This is a genomic window from Nocardia sichangensis (assembly GCF_047200615.1).
GTDB classification, from domain to species: domain Bacteria; phylum Actinomycetota; class Actinomycetes; order Mycobacteriales; family Mycobacteriaceae; genus Nocardia; species Nocardia sichangensis.
Genome location: NZ_JBJZOK010000003.1, coordinates 177928 through 197312, shown reverse-complemented (window position 1 = coordinate 197312; position 19385 = coordinate 177928). Strand labels below are relative to the sequence as shown.

The window sequence follows — 19385 nt, the reverse complement described above, 5'->3', positions numbered from 1 at the left end:
TCCGCCGTGGGCTCAGGCGTGCGGTCCGGACTGATCCGGCGGAACCACCTTCTTGGCGGCCTCTTTGCCCTTGGCGATCTGGTCCGAGTACTTGCCGTGCGTCTTCTGATCGATGAAGTCACCGGCCTTGTCGACCGCTTGATTGATCTTGCCTGCGTTCTTGGCCGCCGCGTCCTTCCCCTTGTCGACCAGGCCCTTGACCGTATCCGCGAAACTCATCGCCGTGATCCTTCCTGTCGCCGATTGTCCGGAGTCGTTCAGCCGATATTCTCCCACCACGTATCCGCGGGTGGGGCGCTCGACGGGTCCACACGCTGTCCCGGCATCGGCACCGCGACGTCGGTGCCCGCCGCCCGCGCCGCGGCCACCATGCGCGCGACCGGCTCGGACCAGCCGTGGAAGGCGAGATTGAAGGTGGCCCAGTGAATGGGCACCAGCAACCCGTGGCCGGGATTCCCGCCGCACAGGTCGGCGTGTGCCCGGACCGCCTCCTCGGGATTCATGTGCACGTCCGGCCAGCGCTCGTCGTAGGCGCCGATCGGCAGCAGCGTCAGATCGAACGGGCCGAGCGCCGCACCCGCCTCGGCGAACGCCTTGGTGAAGCCGGTGTCGCCGCCGAAGTAGGCCCGCCGGGTCGGACCTGCGATCGACCACGAGGCCCACAACGTCGTGTTGCGCAGCAGTCCGCGCCCGGAGAAATGCCGTGCCTCCGTGCAGGTGATCGCCAGATCCACGCCGTCGCGGTCCCGGCCGAGCTCGGCGAGCGTCACCGAACCGCCCCAGTCCAATTCGACGATGCGATCCTCCGGGACACCCCAGTGCCGCAAGTGCGCGCCGATACCGATCGGCACCAGAAACGGTGCGCTCTGGCGGGCCACCAACTCCCGGACGGTCTCCTTGTCCAGGTGGTCGTAGTGGTCGTGGGAGATGAGTACCGCGTCGATCGGCGGCAGGTCGGCCAGCGGCTGCGGCACGGGATGCATGCGCGCCGGGCCGACCAGCGGCGACGGCGAAACGCGCTCGCTCCACACCGGATCGGTGAGGATCCGGTACCCGTCGACCTCGATCAACGTCGTGGCGTGGCCGTACCAGGTGACGGCGAGAGCGGCCGCCGTGTCCGGTTGCTGCGGCGTCCGCAATGGGATGCTGCCCCGCGGCCGGCCCACGTTGCGCTGGGTCAGCGCCGAGACCAGCAGCGAGGGAGCCGAACCGGCGACCACTTGGCTACTGGGCTCGGTGTTGTGGAACTGTCGATCGCGATAGGTGGTCGCACCCACCGCGTACGGCTGGATCGCCGAGATCGAAGCGCCCATCGCCGATGGGATGTCCCACACCGCCCGCACCACCCAGGTGAGGCCGAGCGCGCCTGCCGCGGCGCCCGCGATCCGTCTGATGTCCATCATCGCCCCACAAACTTCGCGGGGCGCTTTTCCTGCCTGGCCAAACGACCCTCCTTGGCATCCTCGCTCGTCCACGCGGCCTCCAGTGCCGCGCGCTGCTGCGCGGTTTCCGGATCGCGCGTTCCGTCGTCATTGAGCACCAGCTTCATGTGCCGCAGGGACAGCGGGGCCAGCGCCGCGATGTGCTTGGCCCAAGCCTGCGCGTCGGCCACGGTGCCGATCCGGTTGGCGAACCCGAACGCGTAGGCGTCGTCGGCCGATATCTGCTCGGCCCCCAGCAACACCGTCCGCGCCGGACCGCCGCCGATCAAAGCGGCAAGCCTGCGCACGGTCCACCGATCGACGGTGATGCCCAGTTTCGCCGCGGGGACCGCGATGTACGCCTCCGGCGCGATCACCCGCAGGTCGGAAGCGAGCGCCAACTGCACACCGGCGCCGATCGCGGCGCCGTTGATCGCCGAAATCACCGGGACCGGGGCCGATTCGATAGCGTGCAACATTTCCAGCAATCCGGACAGGAAATCGTCCGAATACACCCCGGACAAGTCGGCGCCCGCGCTGAACACCGGGCCCCGCCCGGTCAACACGATGGCCCGGGCCTGGTCGGCGACCGCGGCGAGCACTGCCTCGCGCAGCAGTGTCACGAGTTCGTGATTGAGCGCGTTGCGGCGCTCCTCCCGCTGAAGTTCGATGGTGACCACGTCACCATCGCGGCTGACCCCGAGCATGCGACCTCCCCGACTGAACGGTCCGTCTGTTCTCTTCACTCTGCCACAGCGGACTACCCGTTCCACGCCGGGCGATACGATCACCGGCTGTGCCGACCGACTTCGACATCCTGGTGATCGGCGCTGGTCAGGCGGGGCTCTCGGCCGGATACCACCTCCAGCGCCTCGGACTGCGTCCCGAGCGGCACTTTCTGCTCGTCGATCGGTCGCCCGGCCCGGGCGGCGCTTGGCAGTTCCGCTGGCCCTCCCTCACCCTGGACACGGTCAACCGTGTGCACGATCTGCCCGGTATGTCGTTCGCCGAGACCTTGCCGCCCGGTTCGTCGTCCGTGCCCGCCGCGACCGCCGTGCCGCACTACTACGAGCTGTACGAGAAACGATTCGACCTGCGCGTGCACCGGCAGGTATCGGTCACCGTGGTCTGCGACCGGACCGAGGAAGGCGCCCCCGCCGAGCGGGGTGCGGTGCTCAACGCGGAGACCGATACGGCGGGCACGATCCGGGTACGCGGCCTGATCAACTGCACCGGCACCTGGGAGCGTCCGTTCGTTCCGCACTACCCCGGGGCGCAGACCTTCGCCGGACGCCAGCTGCACACCCACGACTACCGCACTGCCGAGGAGTTCGCGGGCGAGCACGTCGTGGTGGTGGGCGGCGGCATCTCGGCGGTCCAGCTGCTCGACGAGATCTCCCGTGTCACCACGACGACCTGGGTCACGAGGACACCGCCGCGCTTCCGCGAGAACACCTTCACCGAAGCGGCCGGCCGCGCCGCGGTAGCAATGGTCGAAGACCGGGTGCGGCGTGGGCTGCCGCCGGGATCGGTGGTCTCGGTCACCGGGCTACCGCTCGATGACCGGCTACGGGCGGCGCGGGCCCGCGGCGCGCTCACCCGCCTGCCGATGTTCGAACGCATCGAGCCCGACGGGGTGCGGTGGGCCGACGGAACCTTTCAGCGAGCGGATGTGATCCTCTGGGCCACCGGCTTCCGCAGCGCGCTGGACCACCTCGCGCCGCTGCGGCTGCGCGGTCCCGGCGGCGGCATCACCATGTCGGGACGGCTGGCCACCCGTGTGGCCGCCGATCCGCGCATCCACCTGATCGGGTACGGACCGTCGGCCAGCACGATCGGGGCCAATCGAGCGGGGCGCGCGGCGGCCCTCGAACTCACCGAATACCTCGGACTGCGCTGACCGGCCCCGGCGATTCCCGCGATCAGTCGATCAGGCCGTAGGTGAACCGGTCCGGGTCCGGACCGATGCGCGCACCGGCATCCAGGCCGTTGATCGCGTCCATCTGCTCCGGCGTCAGCTCGAAACCGAATACGTCGAAGTTCTCGGCGATCCGCGACGGTGTGACCGACTTGGGAATGACGATGTTGCCCAATTGCAGGTGCCAGCGGATGATCACCTGCGCCGGGGTGCGGCCGACCTCGGCGGCCACCGCCGAGATGGTCCTCTCGTCGAGCAAGGTGCCCTGCCCGAGCGGGCTCCACGCCTCGGTGGCGATCGCGTTGCCCGCGTGGTACTCGCGCAGCTCGCGTTGTGCCAGCCTCGGGTGCAGCTCGACCTGGTTCACCACCGGGATCTCACCGGTCTCGGCGATGAGCCGTTGAATGTTCGCGACCGTGAAGTTCGAGACGCCGATCGACCGCACCCGGCCATGCGACTTCAGGGCCTGGAAGGCACGGAAGGTGTCCACGAAGCGGTCGGCCTCGGCCACCGGCCAGTGGATGAGGTACAGGTCGAGGTAGTCCAAGCCGAGCCGCTGCAGGCTCGCGTCGAACGCGCGCAGCGTGGAGTCGTAGCCCTGCTCGGCATTCCACAGCTTGGTCGTGACGTAGATCTCATCCCTGGGCAGGCCGGATTCCCTGATCGCACGGCCGGTGCCCTCTTCGTTTCCGTAGATCGCGGCCGTATCGATACTGCGATAGCCGACCTCGAGCGCAGTGGTGACGGCCGAGAAGACGTCCTCGGAGGGCACTTGGAACACGCCGAAGCCGAGCTGCGGGATCACGTTCCCGTCGTTCAGCACGATCGAGGGAACGGTGCTGGTCTCGCTTTTGAAGGTCACATTCCGACGGTAGAAGTGTGGCGGCGAACCGTCAATCACGCACTCGGGTGTGTTGGCTTGTAATTTGCTGGGAACGGGGGCTTGCGGACCGCGGACTTTCCGCGTTCACCGCGGTCAGCTCGTCGAGCCGGGCAACCCGAGCCGCCGGTACCGCGTCTGCCGAGCCGTCGGCAACTCCGATTTCGGACGGGCGCGCAAGGCCGCCAGTTCGTGCGCGATCGCGGCGACCATCCGGCGGGCGAAGTCCACCGGCTCGTCCGCCGCGTCGGGCAATTCCGGCACGATCCGGTCGACCACGCCGTCGGCCAGCAGGTCAGGGGCGCTGATCCGTTGCGCCGCAGCCAATTCCGCAGCATGATCGGTGTCACGGAAGACGATGGCGCTCGCCCCCTCCGGCGGCAGCGGGGCCAGCCACGCATGTGTGGCGGCGAGCACCCGGTCGGCGGGCAGCAGCGCCAGCGCGCCGCCGCCGGTGCCCTGGCCGAGCAGCACCGAGACGGTCGGGGTATCCAACGTCACCAGATCGGCTATGCAGCGAGCGATCTCGGGCGCCAGCCCGCGTTCCTCGGCCTCCTTCGACAGCGCCGCGCCTACGGTGTCGATGACCAGAACCAAAGGCAGCCGCAACTCCTGAGCAAGCGCCATACTGCGCCGCGCCTCGCGCAGCGCCGCCGGACCCATGGTGTTCTCACCCTGCTGTCCTCGCCGATCGTGCCCGAACACCACACACGGCTGCCCACGGAAACGGCCGAGAGCGAGCACGGCGGTGCGATCGGACTCGCCCTGACCGGTGCCGCTGAGCGGAACTCGTTGCGTCACATGACGAAGGAGATCCCGAATGCCGGGACGCTCCGGGCGGCGGGAGATGAGGACCGACCGCCACACGCGATCGTCCGCGGCGCGATCACATTCGACATCGGACTGAATCGACTCTGTCGCAACGTCGTTCGAATGCGGAGCAGATACCGGCCGGTGCGGCTCCGATGCCGCGATCTGCTCGGAACTCCGTCCAGCAGCCGAATCCGGCAATTCGATGCCGCTGAACACACTCAACGCGCGATGGGCGATACGGCGGAAGACCGGAATCGTCAGAACGCCGTCGATTACGCCGCGCCGATACAGGTTCTCCGCGGTCTGCACGCCTTCCGGGAAAGGTCTGCCGTACAGGGCCTGATAGACCCGAGGGCCGAGAAACCCGATGAGCGCCCCGGGTTCGGCGAAAGTGATGTGCCCCAACGAACCCCACGACGCGAAAACGCCGCCCATCGTCGGGTTGCGAAGGTAGACGACGTAGGGGTACCCCGCCGACTTGTGCGCCGCCACCGCACCGGCGATCTTCACCATCTGCACGAAGGCGACGGTGCCCTCCTGCATCCTGGTCCCGCCGGAGGTCGGCGAAGCGACCAACGGCAGCCCGAGTTCGGTGGCGCGCTCGACCGCCGAGACGATCCGCTCCGCCGCCGCGACACCGATCGAGCCGGCCAGAAATCCGAACTCGCAGGCGATCACGGCCACGCGCCGACCACGCAGCAGCCCTTCGCCGGTGAGCACCGATTCGTCGGTGCCCGCCGCGACGGCCGCCTTCCGCAAGGCATCGCGGTACCGCGGAGAAACGGCCACCGTCACCGGCGGCCGGTCCCAGCTGACGAACGAGTCCTTGTCGAGCAGTTGCTCGAGTAACTCTCGCGCCGAAGTACGCACCGGGCGAGCCTATCCGGCCCTACCCAATGCTCCGGCGAGCCGCGCGAGCACTCAGTAGCCCTGCATCACCTTGCGCAGCGCGTACTCCGTGAGCGCGACCAGGGCCTGCTTGGCCGGCTCCCGGCGACGGGCGTCGATGGACATGATCGGCACATCGGCAGGCACGGCGAGCGCCTGCCGGATGTCCTCGATCGGGTAACGCGGCGCGTCGTCGAATTCGTTGAGCGCCACCAGGAACGGTAGGCCGCGCGCTTCGAAGTAGTCGACGGCCGCGAAGCTGTCCTCCAGCCTGCGGGTGTCGACCAGTACGACGGCGCCGATGGCGCCCCGGATCAGGTCGTCCCACATGAACCAGAATCGGTACTGGCCGGGCGTGCCGAACAGGTACAACACGAGATCGTCGGCGAGACTGATCCGGCCGAAGTCCATCGCCACGGTGGTGGTCGATTTCATCGGGATGCCGGTCAGATTGTCGATCCCGGCGCTGGCATTGGTCACCAATGCCTCGGTGCGCAGCGGAACGATCTCCGAGACAGCACCGACCAACGTGGTCTTCCCGACGCCGAAGCCACCCGCGACCACGATCTTCGCCGATGTTGGCTTACTGGTACGAGTGTCGACCTGCGCCGTCGAATCAAATACGCCGGAGTCCACTGAGAACCCTTTCGATCAGCTCGCGACGCTCATCGTCGCTGGAATCGTCTTTCAAAGTCGCCGAAACGCGCACGTGCCCGGCCTCGATCAAATCGGCCACGAGCACACGGGCCACCCCGATAGGGATACCCAATCGGGCTGCTACCTCGGCAACGGACGGCGATTCTCTGCACAACTCCACGATTGACGTCTCGATGTTGGTCAGTTCGAACTGCCGCTCCAGGGCGACCGGATGCGATGCGACGAGAGCCTCCAACGCCAACTCGACCGCGGGCCTGGTGCGGCCTGCGGTCAGCGAGTACGGCCGTACGAGGCTGGGCTCGACGCTTCCCACGCGGTGATCTTCTATGTCCATCCCACCATCAGGAACCCATCGTGACGCGTGGTGTGGCCTGAACAGTCTGGCCAACCCGCTCGACCAACAGAGCCATCTCGTAGCCGACCTGACCGATGTCACACGAAGTGTTGGTCAGCACAGCGAGATAGGAACCGTCGCCGACAGCCATGAGTAGCAGGTAACCGTGCTCCATCTCGACGACGGACTGCAGCACGGTGCCGCCCTCGAACAGGTTCGAGACGCCGACTGACAGGCTGGCCAGACCGGCCGTGACGGCCGAGAGCTGTTCGGCGCGGTCGACGGGCAGTTGGGCACTCGCGGCCATGAGTAGGCCGTCAGCCGAGACCAGGACAGCATGGGCTACGCCAGGAACCTCGTTGGCAAAGTTCGAAACCAGCCAATCCAGCTGACGATTCGTACCACCTAGATCGGGGTTCATCGGTCTCCTTTATCTCCGGTTAGGTTCATTGCTCTCATTGCGCGGCCATCCCGGACGCCCTGCTGGTGACGACTCAAGCTGGACCTGATCGTTTCTGGGTCGCGGCGCGGCGCCCGATCCGCCGCACCGCTGACGCCGCCGGGGACAAGCCTTCCGCCCGGATTGCGTTGCGGCAACCCCGCCGCCGTTTTCGTCTCCGGCTGCGCCTCGCTGGCCCGGCGAGCCGCTTGCCAACCCTCGTCACCCGGCGATTCGAAGGAGGCAGCCACCTGGGACCTATCCGTGTTGGGATCCGACAGCCACGCCGACATCATCTCGGCGAAGATCGGCGTTCCGCCCATCGACGCTCCCGACTCGTCCGCGGGCTGCAACCTGGTCTGGAAGAACGACGCCGTCTTGGCCGGGTTGGACCGGAAGCTGTGCTTGCCGGGATCGCGCCCCGGCGAGGCGGCAGGCTGCTCTGGGCTCGCGGCGTGCTGGCCACCGCGATCGCGCTGCGGGAGCGCGATACCCGGCGGCACGGGCTGGCGCTGCGGCGCCTGAGCGCCCGGCTGCCGCTGCGGCAGACCGGTCAGCCCGCTCTCGCGCTGCGGAAGGCTCGACGGCGCTGGCGGACGCTGCGGCAGACCGCTCGCCGTCGCATCTCGTTGCGGCAGACCGTTGCCGACGGCAGGCAGCGCGCCGGAGCCCGGCTCCCGCTGCGTCAAGCCGTTGGCGGACTCACGCTGCGGCAGACGGTGAGCACCGGCATCCCGCTGCGGCAGACCGTTGCCGGGTTCACGCTGCGGCAGACCGGTGGGCGCCGCATCGCGCTGCGGCAGGCTGGGCGTGGGCTGCCGCGATGGCAGGCCGGTAGCACCCGATTCACGCTGCGGCAGGCCGGTAGCGCCCGGCTCACGCGACGGCAGACCCGTCGCGCCCGATTCACGCTGCGGCAGACCGGTAGCACCTGGCTCACGCTGCGGCAGGCCGATGGACGGTTCACGCGACGGCAGGCCGGTAGCACCTGGCTCACGCGACGGCAGGCCGATGGACGGTTCACGCGACGGCTGGCCGGTGGCGCCCGGTTCACGCGACGGCAGACCCGTGACACCCGGCTCACGCGACGGCAGACCCGTGACACCCGGCTCACGCGTCGGCAGACCTCCCGCCGCCGACTCACGCTGCGGCACACCGTTCGAACCCGGCTGCCGCTGCGGTAGGCCGGTGGCGCCCGGTTCACGCGACGGCAGACGCGTCACACCCGGCTCACGCGTCGGCAGACCACCCGCCGCCGACTCACGCTGCGGCAGGCCGCCAGATGCGGACTCACGCTGCGGCAAGCCGCCCAAACCGGAGTCGCGCTGCGACAAGCCACCCAAACCGGAGTCGCGCTGCGACAAACCACCTGCGGCCGATTCCCGCTGCGGCAGACCGCCGGAGGCGGACTCACGCTGGGGTAGACCGCCCAAACCGGATTCCCGCTGCGGCATGCCCTTCGAAGCGTCTCGCGGCGGCACGCCGTTGGTGCCCGGCTGGCGCTGCGGCAGACCGGTGCTCGGCTGCGGCACGCCGTTGGCGCCCGGCTGACGCACCGGTAGCTCGCCCGAGTTCGGCTCACGCGACGGCAGGCCGGTACCGGACGACTCGGCGGGCCCACCGGGCTGGCGCGGCGGCGGACCGCCGGGGCTGAGGTTGCGCTTGGGCAGGCTGGCCGCGGCGAGCTTGCCACGCTGCGGACCACTCGGCGCGGGCTGCCCCGGCGTGGGCCGCAGACTCGTAGCCGACTGCTGGTTCTCCGAGCGCATACCGGACGACGTCATCGCCGAACCCGGCTGCCGCTGCGGCAGTCCACCCGGTCCCGTGGGGATCGGTCCGCTGGACGAAGCGGTGGGCTTGGCGCTCACGGCCGGAATCGGGCCGCTCACCCCGGGATCGACGGTGACCATGACATTGCCCCCAGGAGTCCGCTGGACGGCCCGCATCTGCATGGACGACGGCGCCGACGGACGCTGTGGAGCGGCGGCCTGCGGCGAAGGCTGCGGGGTGACGGGCTGCCCCGCGCTCGGTTTGCCCGCGACGATGAGTCCGACGGGCACGTGCACGGTCACCGTCACGCCCGGATCGCGCGCGGTGTCGAAGGTCGGCCGCAGCCGCACGGTGAGACCGTGCCGCTCGGCGAGCCTGCCGACCACGAACAGACCCATGTGCCGGGCCGTGTCCGGCCCCGGCTCGGCGGTCTGCTCCAGACGGCGGTTGATATCGGCCATCTCGGCGGGCGGCATACCGATGCCGCGGTCGGCCACCTCGATGAGCAGTCCCTGATCGTGCGCCTGCGCGAACGTGAACTTGACGTCGGTCTCCGGCGGCGAGGCGCGCAGCGCGTTGTCGAGCAGCTCGGCGAACAGATGCGCGAGGTCGGAGGCGGCGGGTTCCTTCAGCGAACCGCGCGGCGTGGCGCCGAGCTTCACGCGCTCGTAGTCCTCCACCTCGGAGATCGCGGCGCGCAGCACGTCGGCGATCTCGACCGGGGCGGACTTGGCGCGGCGCTGCCTGGTGCCCGCGAGAATCAGCAGGTTGTCACCGTTACGGCGCATACGGGCGGCGAGATGGTCCAGCCGGAACAAGTTCTCCAGCAGGCGCGGGTCCTTCTCGTCGTACTCCATCGCCTCGATGAGCGTGAGCTGATGGTCGACGAGCGACTTCGACCGCCGCGCCAAGGTCTCGAACATGTCGTTGACCTGAGAACGCATCTTCGCCTGGTCACTCGCCAGGCGCAGCGCCTGGCCGTGGATGTCGTCGACCGCGCGGGCGAGCTGACCGATCTCCTCGGTGCTACGCACCGGCATCGGCTCCAGCGGCACCTCTTCCGGCGAGGCGCCGGTGCGGAGCTGGGCGACCTCGTGCGGCAGGTCGCTCTCGGCCACGCGCAGCGCGGCCAACCGCAGCCGGTGCAGCGGGACGATCATCGAGCGGGCCACGAAGACCGCGAGCAGCAGCGCGGCGAGGATGGTCGCGATGACGACCGCGGTATAGGTCCACGCGTCCCGCTGGGCGGTGGTCACCAGCGAGTCCATAGCGGAGTCGATGTCCTTGGTCGCCTTGCCGACGACGTGCTCGTACACCGCGAGGCTGTCGGTCAGCGACTTCTTCAGGTCACCGACCGGAAGCTGGCCCGCCTGCGACTGCGGGCTGGTCAGCAGCGCGATCCTGGTGTCGATGCCCGCGCGCAGGTCGGCGATCGAGGTGTCGCCGTCGGCGAAGCGGTGCGCGAGCACGTTGAGCAGCGCGCGCTCGGTGTTGGAGGCGATGAGGAAGTTCTGGACGCCGGACTGCTGGGCGCGCAGCACCTCGGGGAAGGCGGCGAGCTCACTGACCAGGGTTGCACGGGTGTTGAGCGAGTCGACCAGCCGCAGTTTGGCCGCGTCCACCGCGGTGTCGCTGACCTGGCCGACCGTCGTCTCGACGATCCGGACGCTGTCGCTGCGGACCCGGTCGATCAGCGCGAGGGTGTCCGACGGCGGTCCGGTGGAGACCGACTTGCCCTGGGCGCGCACCCCCTTGGCCTGGGTGAGCATGCTGTCGATGGCCGCGCGCGCGCCCGGTACGCCGTCGAGTTTGCCGACCGCCTTCTCGGCGTTGGCGATCGCCTTGTCCAGGTCCGCCAGGTTCTGGTCGGTCACCACGGACTGGTTGGACCCCAGCGAGATCATCTGCGAGCCCGCTGTGGTGGCGGTCTGCGCGCTGAGCGCGGTGACCGAGGGGATGGCGGCGACGTTGTCCGAGATGTCGGCGAGCCGGTTCGAGTCCGCGAACTCCGACGAGATCCTGGATACGCCGAGGCCGACCGCGACCGCGAGAGGCACGGCGAGGACCGCCGTCACCTTCCAGCGCAGGTCCCAGTTGCCCAGCGCCCAGCGGCTACTGCCGGAGCTAGCGGCGTCACGCATCTCCCACTCACTTTCCAAACTGGCCTCTACCACGCGCCATCAACCGAACCTCCACAATCGCGTGCTTGGCTCGACAGGTGGAGCTGGCCGAGAGCTGCGGCTGGCCGAGAAATTGCGTCTACGACGGCCCAAATAAGTGACATCAGATTCTAACGGATCAATAACTTCTTGGGTGACGGGGCGTGATGTCGCGATCATTGACCTGCCGGTTCCAGGCAAAACCAAAGGTAGCGGCACCCACCCGGGCGTCGCGTGAAGTCTGCCACAATCAACCAGATCTATCGAGGCGGGCATCGAGGCGAGGCTAGGGAGTCACGGGGTTGAACGTGCGGCACGAGTACCGACCGGCCTACCAGACCAGCTTGGTGGATCCAGCCGAGTTCTGGGCCGGCGCGGCCGAAGCGATCGACTGGGACGTGCCGCCGACGCAGATCGTCGACAGCGGCGCCCGCCCGGTAGCCAGGTGGTTCTCCGGCGCCCGGCTCAACACCTCCTTCAACGCGCTCGACCGCCACGTCCACCCCACCACCCCCGACTCGCCGAGCCGCGCCGACCAGCCCGCACTGATATACGACTCGGCTATGACCGACGCCACCGTTGTCTACACCTACGCCGAGCTGCTCGACGAGGTGTCGCGGTTCGCGGGGGCGATGGCGCGGCTGGGCGTCGCCGCGGGCGATCGCGTGGTGATCTACCTGCCGATGATCCCCGAAGCGGTGATCGCGATGCTGGCCTGCGCCCGCATCGGCGCGGTGCACTCGGTGGTGTTCGGCGGCTTCGCGGCCCCGGAGCTGGCCGCGCGCATCGATGACGCCGAGCCGGTGTTGATCATCACAGCGTCCGGTGGCCTGGAACCGGGCAAGCAGATCGAATACCCGCCCATCGTGCTGCACGCGCTGGATCTCGCCGAGACGACCGCGCCGCGCACGGTGATCGTCAAGCAGCGGCCGCAGTTCGACACGATCCACTTTCCCGCGCCGCAGCCCGCCACCGAGTACCTGCCGAGTTCGGCGGAGACCGTGGCCGCGCAGTGGCTCGACTGGGACGATGCCGTCCGCGACGCGCCGCGGGCCGACCCGGTGTCGGTCGCCGCGACCGATCCGCTCTACATCCTCTACACCTCCGGCACCACCGGGAAGCCGAAGGGCGTGGTCCGCGACAACGGCGGGCACGCGGTCGCCCTGGCCTGGTCGATGCGCAACATCTACGACGTCGACGCGGGCCAGGTGATGTGGGCCGCCTCCGACGTGGGCTGGGTGGTCGGGCACTCCTACATCGTCTACGCGCCGCTGTTGGTCGGAGCCACCACGCTGCTGTACGAAGGCAAGCCGGTCGGCACCCCGGACGCGGGCGCGTACTGGCGGGTGGTGGACAAGCACAAGGTCGACGTGCTGTTCACCGCCCCGACCGCGCTACGCGCCATCCGCAAGGCCGACCCCGAGGCCGAGCTGGCCCACCGCCACGACCTGTCCTCCCTGCGCGCGCTGTTCTGCGCGGGCGAACGCCTGGACCCGGCCACCTACGCCTGGGCCGACGAAACCCTGCTCGCGGGCCGCTCGGACTGCCCCGTCGTGGATCACTGGTGGCAGACCGAGACCGGCTGGCCGGTCTGCGCGAACCCGCTCGGCCTGCAGCAGCTGCCGATCAAACCGGGCTCGGCCTCGGTACCGGTGCCCGGCTATCGACTACGCGTGCTCGATTCCTCCGGCAACGCGGTGGCGCCGAACACCGAAGGCAACATCGTCATCGGTCTGCCGCTGCCGCCCGGCACGCTGACCGGCCTCTGGCGGGACGAGGCCCGGTACGAGCGCTCCTATCTCTCCGCGTATCCCGGCCACTACCTCACCGGCGACTCCGGCTACTTCGACGAGGACGGCTACCTGTACGTCCTCGGCCGCAGCGACGACGTGATCAACATGGCCGGGCACCGGCTTTCGGCGGGCAGTATCGAGGCGGCCATCGCGGGGCACGAGGCCGTCGCAGAATGCGCCGTCATCGGGCTGCCCGACGAACTCAAGGGGCACCGGCCGCTGGCGTACGTGGTGCTCAAGTCCGGCGTCGACATCGATCCCGACCGGCTGCGCGACGAACTGATCGAGCGAGTGCGCACCCACGTCGGCGCGATCGCCACGCTGCACGACGCCATCGTCGTGACCGCGCTGCCCAAGACCAGGTCCGGCAAGATCTTGCGCAAGACCATCCGGCAGATCACCTCCGGCGAGACTTTCGAGGTGCCTTCCACCATCGAGGATCCGGCGGTGCTGGTGGCGCTGGAGCAGCAGATCCGCGCGGCGCGTCCCGAATGGCGGGACCCGGCGCACAGCACGGAGAACACCGACAACGTAGTGGCGCCGGACGTGGATCCGGTTGCGCCGTCCTGAGTTTCCGCACCGCCGTTAACGTCCTCAGAGTTTCCTCAGAGGATGTTCATGGCGGTGCCAGCAGTTCGAAATAGCCTCGAGACCGCCCGAAACCCCTCGATGATCTGGAGGCAGAGACATGAAACGTTCCGTAGGCCGCCCCGCCGTCGGCGCCGCGGCAGCAGGTGGAATCGCCACGGTCACGTTGCTACTGAGCCCCGCTATCGCCGCCGCGGGCCCGATGGAATACGCCGAGCCCCTGCTGACCTCGGACTGCTCGTTCGCCCAGGTCGACGCGGCCCTGCACGTCAAGGCGCCGCAGCTGGCCGCGATGCTCGACGCGAACCCGAACCAGAAGGCCGAGTTGCAACGCAAGTTCGACCAGCCGGTCGAGCAGCGCAGGGCCGAATTGCGGCGGGCCATCGACGAGAACCCGGACGCGGCGCGCCAGGCGGAGAACGACCCGCGGACCGCGCAGTTGCGCGACACCATCCGCGTCGTGGCGGAGACCTGCCACAACTACTGATCCCGCGGAAACATGGGTGACTCGCCGGGCATTTCCGTATTCCGGCGGGTCATCCCCTGGTTCCGAACGCGAGTCCGCGCGCCGACTCGCACGACCGAAGATTCACGGAGGCGGGGAGCAGAATGGACGACGTGACCTCGACCTCGAACCCGACGGTTCTCGTCGTCGACGACGACGAGGACGTGCTCGCCTCGGTCGAGCGCGGGCTGCGTTTGTCCGGCTTCCAAGTCCTGGTGGCCAGGGACGGCGCACAGGCGTTGCGCAGTGTGAACGAGAACGCGCCCGACGCCATCGTGCTGGACATGAACATGCCGGTGCTCGACGGCGCGGGCGTGGTGACCGCCTTGCGCGCGATGGGCAACGAGGTGCCGATCTGTGTGCTCAGCGCCCGCGCGTCGGTGGACGACCGCATCGCTGGGCTGGAGTCCGGCGCCGACGACTACCTGGTCAAACCATTCGTGCTGAAGGAACTGGTGGTCCGGATCAGGGCGCTGCTGCGCAGGCGGTCGGACGTACCAGCCCCCGCGACCCCGGGAGCGGTCGCCATCGGTCCGCTCGAGGTGGACGTCGCCGGCTACCGCGCGCTGCTGCACGGCCGCGAGATCGAACTCACCAAGCGGGAATTCGAACTGCTGTCGACGCTGGCCAGGAACGTCGGAGTGGTGCTGAGCCGGGAACGTCTGCTGGAACTGGTGTGGGGCTACGACTTCGCCGCCGACACCAATGTGGTGGACGTCTTCGTCGGCTATTTGCGCCGCAAGCTCGAGGTGGACGGCACTCCCCGGTTGCTGCACACGATCCGCGGCGTCGGGTTCGTGCTGCGAGCGCCGAAATGACGGTGCCCGCCGCCGCACCGCCGAAAACCCGTCGGCGCCGATCGTTTTCGCTGCGCACCCGCGTCGCGGGCGCGGCAGCCGCGGGCGCGATCATCATCGTGACGCTGATCAGCCTGATCAGCATCCGCGCCATCGAGCGCAACAACGTGCGGCAATCCGACCAGCAACTCGACGTCGCGGCGCGAATCGTGCTGATCGAGCCGCAGATCGCCGTCCGGTTCATCAGCCTGACCGGCTTGAACAACAACATGGCGGTGACCGTCCGGGACAACGGCGAGGTGGTCGCGAGCACGCCCACGGAACTACCCGAGTTGCCCACCGGCTCCCGCACCGTGCCGGTGGGCGGCACCCCCTACCGGATCCTGACCACCACCGAGAAGCAGCCCGCGGGCCGCGTGGTCGCAATCGGCATACCCGCCGCGGACGCGGCCGAGGCCACCGCCGAGCAGCAACGATGGGTGCTCGGCGGCGCGCTGCTGGCCATCGCCGCCGCCGCCGGGCTCGGCTGGTTGCTCGCGGGCGCTGCGGTGCGCCCGATCGTCCGGCTCACTCGGCAGGTGGGCGCACGCAGCGCGTTTCCCGATCCGAGCAATCCGCAGGCGCCGGTGGAGGGTGCGGGCGTGCACGAGGCGGAGCAATTGGCCGACGCGGTGAACACCATGTTGCAGCGGGTGGACCAGGCGCAGGCGCAGACCGCCGCCGCACTGGAGACCGCCCGCGACTTCGCCGCCGTGTCCGCCCACGAACTGCGCACCCCGCTGACCGCGATGCGCACCGATCTCGAGGTACTGCGCACACTCGACCTGGACGAGTCGCAGCGGTCGGAGATCCTGGGCGACCTGCAACGCAGCCAGGGCCGGGTGGAGAGCACGCTCGCGGCGCTGGAGCGGCTGGCCACCGGCGACCTGACCAATGAGCGCGACCACGTCGCTACCGACGTCGGCGACCTGTGCGACCAAGCCGCGCACGATGCCATGCGGCACTTCCCCGGCCTGGTCGTGCGCATCGATTCCGACGCCGAGCTGGTCACCCGCGGCCTGCCCGCCGGGCTGCGGTTGGCGGTGGACAACGCGCTGGCCAACTCGGTCAAACACGGCGGAGCGACCGAGGCCCTGGTCTCGGCGCACCGTGCGCCCGACGGCCACATCGTGATCTCGATCGATGACAACGGGCGCGGCATCCCGCCGCAGGAGCGCGAGGCCGTCTTCGACCGCTTCTTCCGCGGCAGCCAGGCGAGCAAGGGTGGGTCCGGACTCGGCCTCGCTCTGGTCGCTCAGCAGGCCCAACTCCACGGCGGCCGGGCCTATTTCGACGCGGGTACGCTCGGCGGCATCCGCTTGGTCCTGGACTTACCAGAGCGGTCGGCAACTTAGACAACTCTCAGAGAAACGCCAAGGGGGGCGCCATAACTCGCGTTTAGGGTCTGCGGCGTGATCGGAAAACGCGCCCGCTGTGGCCTTCTCGTCGTCGCCCTCGTCGCAGCTGGAGCGCTCGGCGCCGGGCTCACCGCATGGACCGGGACGGATCGGGGGCCGACGGGGATCGCGCTGGTCAATGCCGATGCCGGGCCGACAGGGGCGCGCGTGGTCAAGGCGTTACAGGACGCGGGCGGCTACGAATGGACCGCCGCGGCGCCGGGTGAGGCGAACACCGACGACTACGCCGCGGTGATCACGCTGCCCGCCGACCTCACGGCGTCTATGGGCACTTTGGCCGGGCCCGAACCGAAGCGGGCCAAGGTCACCGTGGACACGAACGAACACGCCGACGCCGACTTGGTGCACGGCGCGATGACCGCGGTGACGCACCGGATCGGCGCGGCAGGCGTCGACGCCGCGCTCACCGCCGTCGCACAGGCCAGGTCGCAGATGTCGCAGGTGCAGTTCAGCGCACAGTTGCTCAACGCGGGCGTCGAGGCGGCCGCCGCGGGAGCCGACCAGTTCAGCTCCGGCGCCGATCAGTTGCTCGGCTTCCTGGAGTTCGCGAAATCCGGATCGACGCAACTCACTTCGGCCATCGCGTTGCTGAACTCCACCGTCGACGGCGCCGCCGCGCAAGCGGGCCGGCTCGCCGCGGCCCTCGATTCGACCGGAATCACGATCGCGCAGGTGGAACGAACGGCGAACACGGTGAGCGGCGGACTCGACCAGATCCTGCCGCTGCTGCGCGCGCTGCCGTTCGCGAGCGACCCGGCACTCGCCGACATCATCGGGAAGCTGGAAGCGCTGCGCGGCGTGTCCGCGCAAGCGGGATCCCAGCTGACCGGCCTCGGCTCGCTCGTCGGCGGCGCGGTCGACCCCGACACCGATCTCGGCACCCTGCTCCGCACCGTCGTCGACCGCCTGACCAGCGCGAGCGCGCAACTGTCCGAAGGCGCGAAACTCGCCGAGGGCCTGCCGCAGCTCGCCGAACAGGGCGGCGCTCAACTGGTCGGCGCCATCGGCCAGCTCACCGGCGGTGTGAGCCAGCTACAGAACATCGTGCGCAACCTGAGCACGCAAACCGACAAGGCGGTGGCCGCGCTGCCGCAACGCAGCAGCACCCAGCAAGCAGCGCTGGCAGCGGCCCTGACCGACCCGGTCGAGATCGTCAGGAAGTAGATACGACGATGGCCCGTCTTCTTCTAAGAAGACGGGCCATACGCGAGCGATAAGAGGGCCGCGAACACGCGGCGCCGCCAGACTAGTTGGCGTTCAGCAGGTCGATCACGAAGACCAGCGTCTTGCCGGACAGGGGGTGACCGCCGCCAGCCCCGCCGTAGGCCAGCTCCGGCGGGATGGTCAGCTGACGACGACCGCCGACCTTCATCCCGGGAATGCCGTCCTGCCAGCCCTGGATCAGGCCGCGCAGCGGGAAGGTGATGGACTCGCCGCGGTTCCACGACGAGTCGAACTCTTCGCCGGATTCGAATTCGACGCCCACGTAGTGCACTTCCACGGTGCCGCCGGGCACGGCTTCTTTGCCCTCGCCCTCGATGATGTCCTTGATCACCAGCTCGGTGGGCGCGGGCCCTGCCTGGAACTCGATCTCCGGTTTGGTCATTCGGCTATCCCCTTCGATAGATGGTGGATGGATTTCGTCAGCGATTGTTGATCTCGCGGTAATCGCGAGCGCCGTAGCCGGTGTAGATCTGCCGGGGACGGCCGATCTTCAGCGGCTCGCTGTGCATTTCGCGCCAGTGCGCGATCCAGCCGGGGAGCCGGCCCATCGCGAACAGCACGGTGAACATGCGGGTCGGGAAGCCCATCGCCTTGTAGATGACGCCGGTGTAGAAATCGACGTTCGGGTACAGGCGGCGCTCGATGAAGTAGTCGTCGGTGAGCGCGGCCTCTTCCAGGGCCTGGGCGATGTCGAACAGCTCGTCGTGGCCGCCGAGCTTGCTCAGGATGGCGTCGGCGTGCTTCTTGGCGATCGAGGCGCGCGGGTCGTAGTTGCGGTAGACGCGGTGACCGAAGCCCATGAGCTTCACCCCGTCTTCCTTGTTCTTGACCTTGCGGATGAACTCCTTGACGTCGCTGCCGCTGGCCTTGATGCCGTCGAGCATCTCCAGCACGGCCTGGTTCGCGCCGCCGTGCAGCGGGCCCCACAGCGCGTTGATGCCGCCGGACACCGAGGTGAACAGGTTGGCGTCGGACGAGCCGACCAGGCGCACGGTCGAAGTGGAGCAGTTCTGCTCGTGGTCGGCGTGCAGGATGAGCAGCATGTCCAGCGCCGCGGCGACCTCGGGGTCCACCTCGTAGGGCTCGGCCGGGAAGCCGAAGGTCATCCGCAGGAAGTTCTCCACCAGGCTCAGCGAGTTGTCCGGGTAGAGGAAGGGCTGGCCGACCGACTTCTTGTACGAGTAGGCCGCGATGGTGGGCAGCTTGGCCAGCAGCCGGATGGTGGACAGCTCGACCTGTTCGGGGTCGCGCGGGTCCAGCGAGTCCTGGTAGTAGGCCGACAGGGCGTTCACCGCCGAGGACAGCACCGGCATGGGGTGCGCGTTGCGCGGGAAGCCGTCGAAGAACCGCTTCAGGTCCTCGTGCAGCAGGGTGTGCCTGCGGATGCGGTCGGTGAAGTCCTCGAGCTGGGCCTGCGTGGGCAGCTCGCCGTAGATCAGCAGGTAGCTGACCTCGATGAAGGTCGAGGCCGCCGCGAGCTGGTCGATCGGGTAGCCGCGGTAGCGCAGGATGCCCGCCTCACCGTCGATGTAGGTGATCGCCGACTTGGTCGGGGCGGTGTTCATGAAGCCCGGGTCGTACGTCACATACCCGGTGCTGGCCAGCAGCTTTCCCAGCTCGATCCCGTCGTTGCCCTCGGCGGCCCTGGTGACCGTCATCGGGAACTCGCCGCCGGGGTAGGAAAGGACCGGCTTGGCGTCGTCGTCGACGTTGATGATGTTCTCAGCGGGCACGGAAGGATC

The 19385-nt window shown here is 68.9% G+C and carries 17 protein-coding genes; 6 read left to right on the top strand and 11 right to left on the bottom strand.

Features of this window, described 5'->3' with window-relative positions; all coding sequences use genetic code 11:
- Nucleotides 1–12: 12 nt before the first annotated feature.
- The 3 genes from ACL03I_RS05670 to ACL03I_RS05660 are packed head-to-tail and all read right to left on the bottom strand — an operon-like array spanning nucleotide 13 to nucleotide 2128.
- Complete coding sequence (locus ACL03I_RS05670) at nucleotides 13–219, bottom strand: antitoxin (protein WP_355074902.1); 207 nt, start codon at nucleotides 217–219, stop codon at nucleotides 13–15.
- Between the two features lie 38 nt (nucleotides 220–257).
- Nucleotides 258–1400 (bottom strand): MBL fold metallo-hydrolase, encoded by a 1143-nt coding sequence (locus ACL03I_RS05665; RefSeq protein ID WP_412805369.1) that lies wholly within the window; start codon nucleotides 1398–1400, stop codon nucleotides 258–260.
- Nucleotides 1400–2128 (bottom strand): enoyl-CoA hydratase, encoded by a 729-nt coding sequence (locus ACL03I_RS05660; protein ID WP_355074906.1) that lies wholly within the window; start codon nucleotides 2126–2128, stop codon nucleotides 1400–1402. Before ACL03I_RS05660 ends, ACL03I_RS05665 begins: the two co-directional genes overlap by 1 nt.
- 89 nt (nucleotides 2129–2217) lie before the next feature.
- On the opposite strand from ACL03I_RS05660, the gene ACL03I_RS05655 reads away from it, so the two are divergent.
- Nucleotides 2218–3321: an NAD(P)-binding domain-containing protein gene (locus ACL03I_RS05655; protein WP_364424960.1), complete on the top strand. Its 1104-nt coding sequence runs from the start codon at nucleotides 2218–2220 to the stop codon at nucleotides 3319–3321.
- A gap of 22 nt (nucleotides 3322–3343) precedes the next feature.
- On the opposite strand, the gene ACL03I_RS05650 is transcribed toward ACL03I_RS05655, so the two are convergent.
- The 6 genes from ACL03I_RS05650 to ACL03I_RS05625 all read right to left on the bottom strand — a co-directional run bounded on the left by ACL03I_RS05650 (nucleotide 3344) and on the right by ACL03I_RS05625 (nucleotide 11261).
- Nucleotides 3344–4201 (bottom strand): aldo/keto reductase, encoded by an 858-nt coding sequence (locus ACL03I_RS05650; protein ID WP_355074910.1) that lies wholly within the window; start codon nucleotides 4199–4201, stop codon nucleotides 3344–3346.
- 114 nt (nucleotides 4202–4315) lie between these two features.
- On the bottom strand, nucleotides 4316–5902 hold the full coding sequence (locus ACL03I_RS05645) for a carboxyl transferase domain-containing protein (protein ID WP_412805276.1): 1587 nt from the start codon (nucleotides 5900–5902) through the stop codon (nucleotides 4316–4318).
- A gap of 51 nt (nucleotides 5903–5953) precedes the next feature.
- Nucleotides 5954–6556 (bottom strand): GTP-binding protein, encoded by a 603-nt coding sequence (locus ACL03I_RS05640; protein ID WP_355074914.1) that lies wholly within the window; start codon nucleotides 6554–6556, stop codon nucleotides 5954–5956.
- Nucleotides 6537–6911, bottom strand: coding sequence for a DUF742 domain-containing protein (locus tag ACL03I_RS05635; protein ID WP_039795171.1), 375 nt, complete (start codon nucleotides 6909–6911; stop codon nucleotides 6537–6539). Before ACL03I_RS05635 ends, ACL03I_RS05640 begins: the two co-directional genes overlap by 20 nt.
- Nucleotides 6912–6918: 7 nt before the next feature.
- Entirely contained in the window at nucleotides 6919–7332 is a 414-nt protein-coding gene (locus ACL03I_RS05630; protein ID WP_011207200.1) for a roadblock/LC7 domain-containing protein, read from the bottom strand.
- On the bottom strand, nucleotides 7329–11261 hold the full coding sequence (locus ACL03I_RS05625; protein ID WP_412805275.1) for a sensor histidine kinase: 3933 nt from the start codon (nucleotides 11259–11261) through the stop codon (nucleotides 7329–7331). Before ACL03I_RS05625 ends, ACL03I_RS05630 begins: the two co-directional genes overlap by 4 nt.
- 320 nt (nucleotides 11262–11581) lie before the next feature.
- On the opposite strand from ACL03I_RS05625, the gene ACL03I_RS05620 reads away from it, so the two are divergent.
- From ACL03I_RS05620 to ACL03I_RS05600, 5 genes are all read left to right on the top strand, one after another.
- Complete coding sequence (locus tag ACL03I_RS05620; RefSeq protein ID WP_412805274.1) at nucleotides 11582–13642, top strand: AMP-binding protein; 2061 nt, start codon at nucleotides 11582–11584, stop codon at nucleotides 13640–13642.
- Between the two features lie 118 nt (nucleotides 13643–13760).
- Nucleotides 13761–14147, top strand: coding sequence for a hemophore-related protein (locus ACL03I_RS05615; protein WP_412805273.1), 387 nt, complete (start codon nucleotides 13761–13763; stop codon nucleotides 14145–14147).
- 122 nt (nucleotides 14148–14269) lie between these two features.
- Nucleotides 14270–14983 carry a response regulator transcription factor gene (locus ACL03I_RS05610; RefSeq protein WP_355074922.1) on the top strand — a complete coding sequence of 238 codons (714 nt, stop codon included), beginning with the start codon at nucleotides 14270–14272 and terminating at the stop codon, nucleotides 14981–14983.
- Entirely contained in the window at nucleotides 14980–16356 is a 1377-nt protein-coding gene (locus tag ACL03I_RS05605; RefSeq protein ID WP_355074924.1) for a sensor histidine kinase, read from the top strand. The genes ACL03I_RS05610 and ACL03I_RS05605 overlap by 4 nt, the downstream gene beginning before the upstream one ends.
- 57 nt (nucleotides 16357–16413) lie before the next feature.
- Entirely contained in the window at nucleotides 16414–17583 is a 1170-nt protein-coding gene (locus tag ACL03I_RS05600; protein WP_412805272.1) for a YhgE/Pip domain-containing protein, read from the top strand.
- An 82-nt stretch (nucleotides 17584–17665) separates the two neighbouring features.
- Here the strand turns inward: ACL03I_RS05600 and ACL03I_RS05595 are convergent, their stop codons facing one another.
- Nucleotides 17666–18025, bottom strand: coding sequence for an FKBP-type peptidyl-prolyl cis-trans isomerase (locus tag ACL03I_RS05595; RefSeq protein WP_355074928.1), 360 nt, complete (start codon nucleotides 18023–18025; stop codon nucleotides 17666–17668).
- 37 nt (nucleotides 18026–18062) lie between these two features.
- The gene (locus ACL03I_RS05590) at nucleotides 18063–19376 is read right to left on the bottom strand and encodes a citrate synthase (RefSeq protein WP_083880375.1); all 1314 of its coding nucleotides are present in this window, start codon (nucleotides 19374–19376) and stop codon (nucleotides 18063–18065) included.
- Between the last annotated feature and the right edge of the window lie 9 nt (nucleotides 19377–19385).

What these genes read in the sequence shown, in the direction of transcription:
- ACL03I_RS05605 (WP_355074924.1), top strand. Translation starts at nt 14,980, where the DNA reads ATGACGGTGCCCGCCGCCGCACCGCCGAAAACCCGTCGGCGCCGATCG.
- ACL03I_RS05660 (WP_355074906.1), bottom strand. Translation starts at nt 2,128, where the DNA reads ATGCTCGGGGTCAGCCGCGATGGTGACGTGGTCACCATCGAACTTCAG.
- ACL03I_RS05635 (WP_039795171.1), bottom strand. Translation starts at nt 6,911, where the DNA reads ATGGACATAGAAGATCACCGCGTGGGAAGCGTCGAGCCCAGCCTCGTA.
- ACL03I_RS05615 (WP_412805273.1), top strand. Translation starts at nt 13,761, where the DNA reads ATGAAACGTTCCGTAGGCCGCCCCGCCGTCGGCGCCGCGGCAGCAGGT.
- ACL03I_RS05670 (WP_355074902.1), bottom strand. Translation starts at nt 219, where the DNA reads ATGAGTTTCGCGGATACGGTCAAGGGCCTGGTCGACAAGGGGAAGGAC.
- ACL03I_RS05625 (WP_412805275.1), bottom strand. Translation starts at nt 11,261, where the DNA reads ATGCGTGACGCCGCTAGCTCCGGCAGTAGCCGCTGGGCGCTGGGCAAC.
- ACL03I_RS05665 (WP_412805369.1), bottom strand. Translation starts at nt 1,400, where the DNA reads ATGGACATCAGACGGATCGCGGGCGCCGCGGCAGGCGCGCTCGGCCTC.
- ACL03I_RS05595 (WP_355074928.1), bottom strand. Translation starts at nt 18,025, where the DNA reads ATGACCAAACCGGAGATCGAGTTCCAGGCAGGGCCCGCGCCCACCGAG.
- ACL03I_RS05630 (WP_011207200.1), bottom strand. Translation starts at nt 7,332, where the DNA reads ATGAACCCCGATCTAGGTGGTACGAATCGTCAGCTGGATTGGCTGGTT.
- ACL03I_RS05610 (WP_355074922.1), top strand. Translation starts at nt 14,270, where the DNA reads ATGGACGACGTGACCTCGACCTCGAACCCGACGGTTCTCGTCGTCGAC.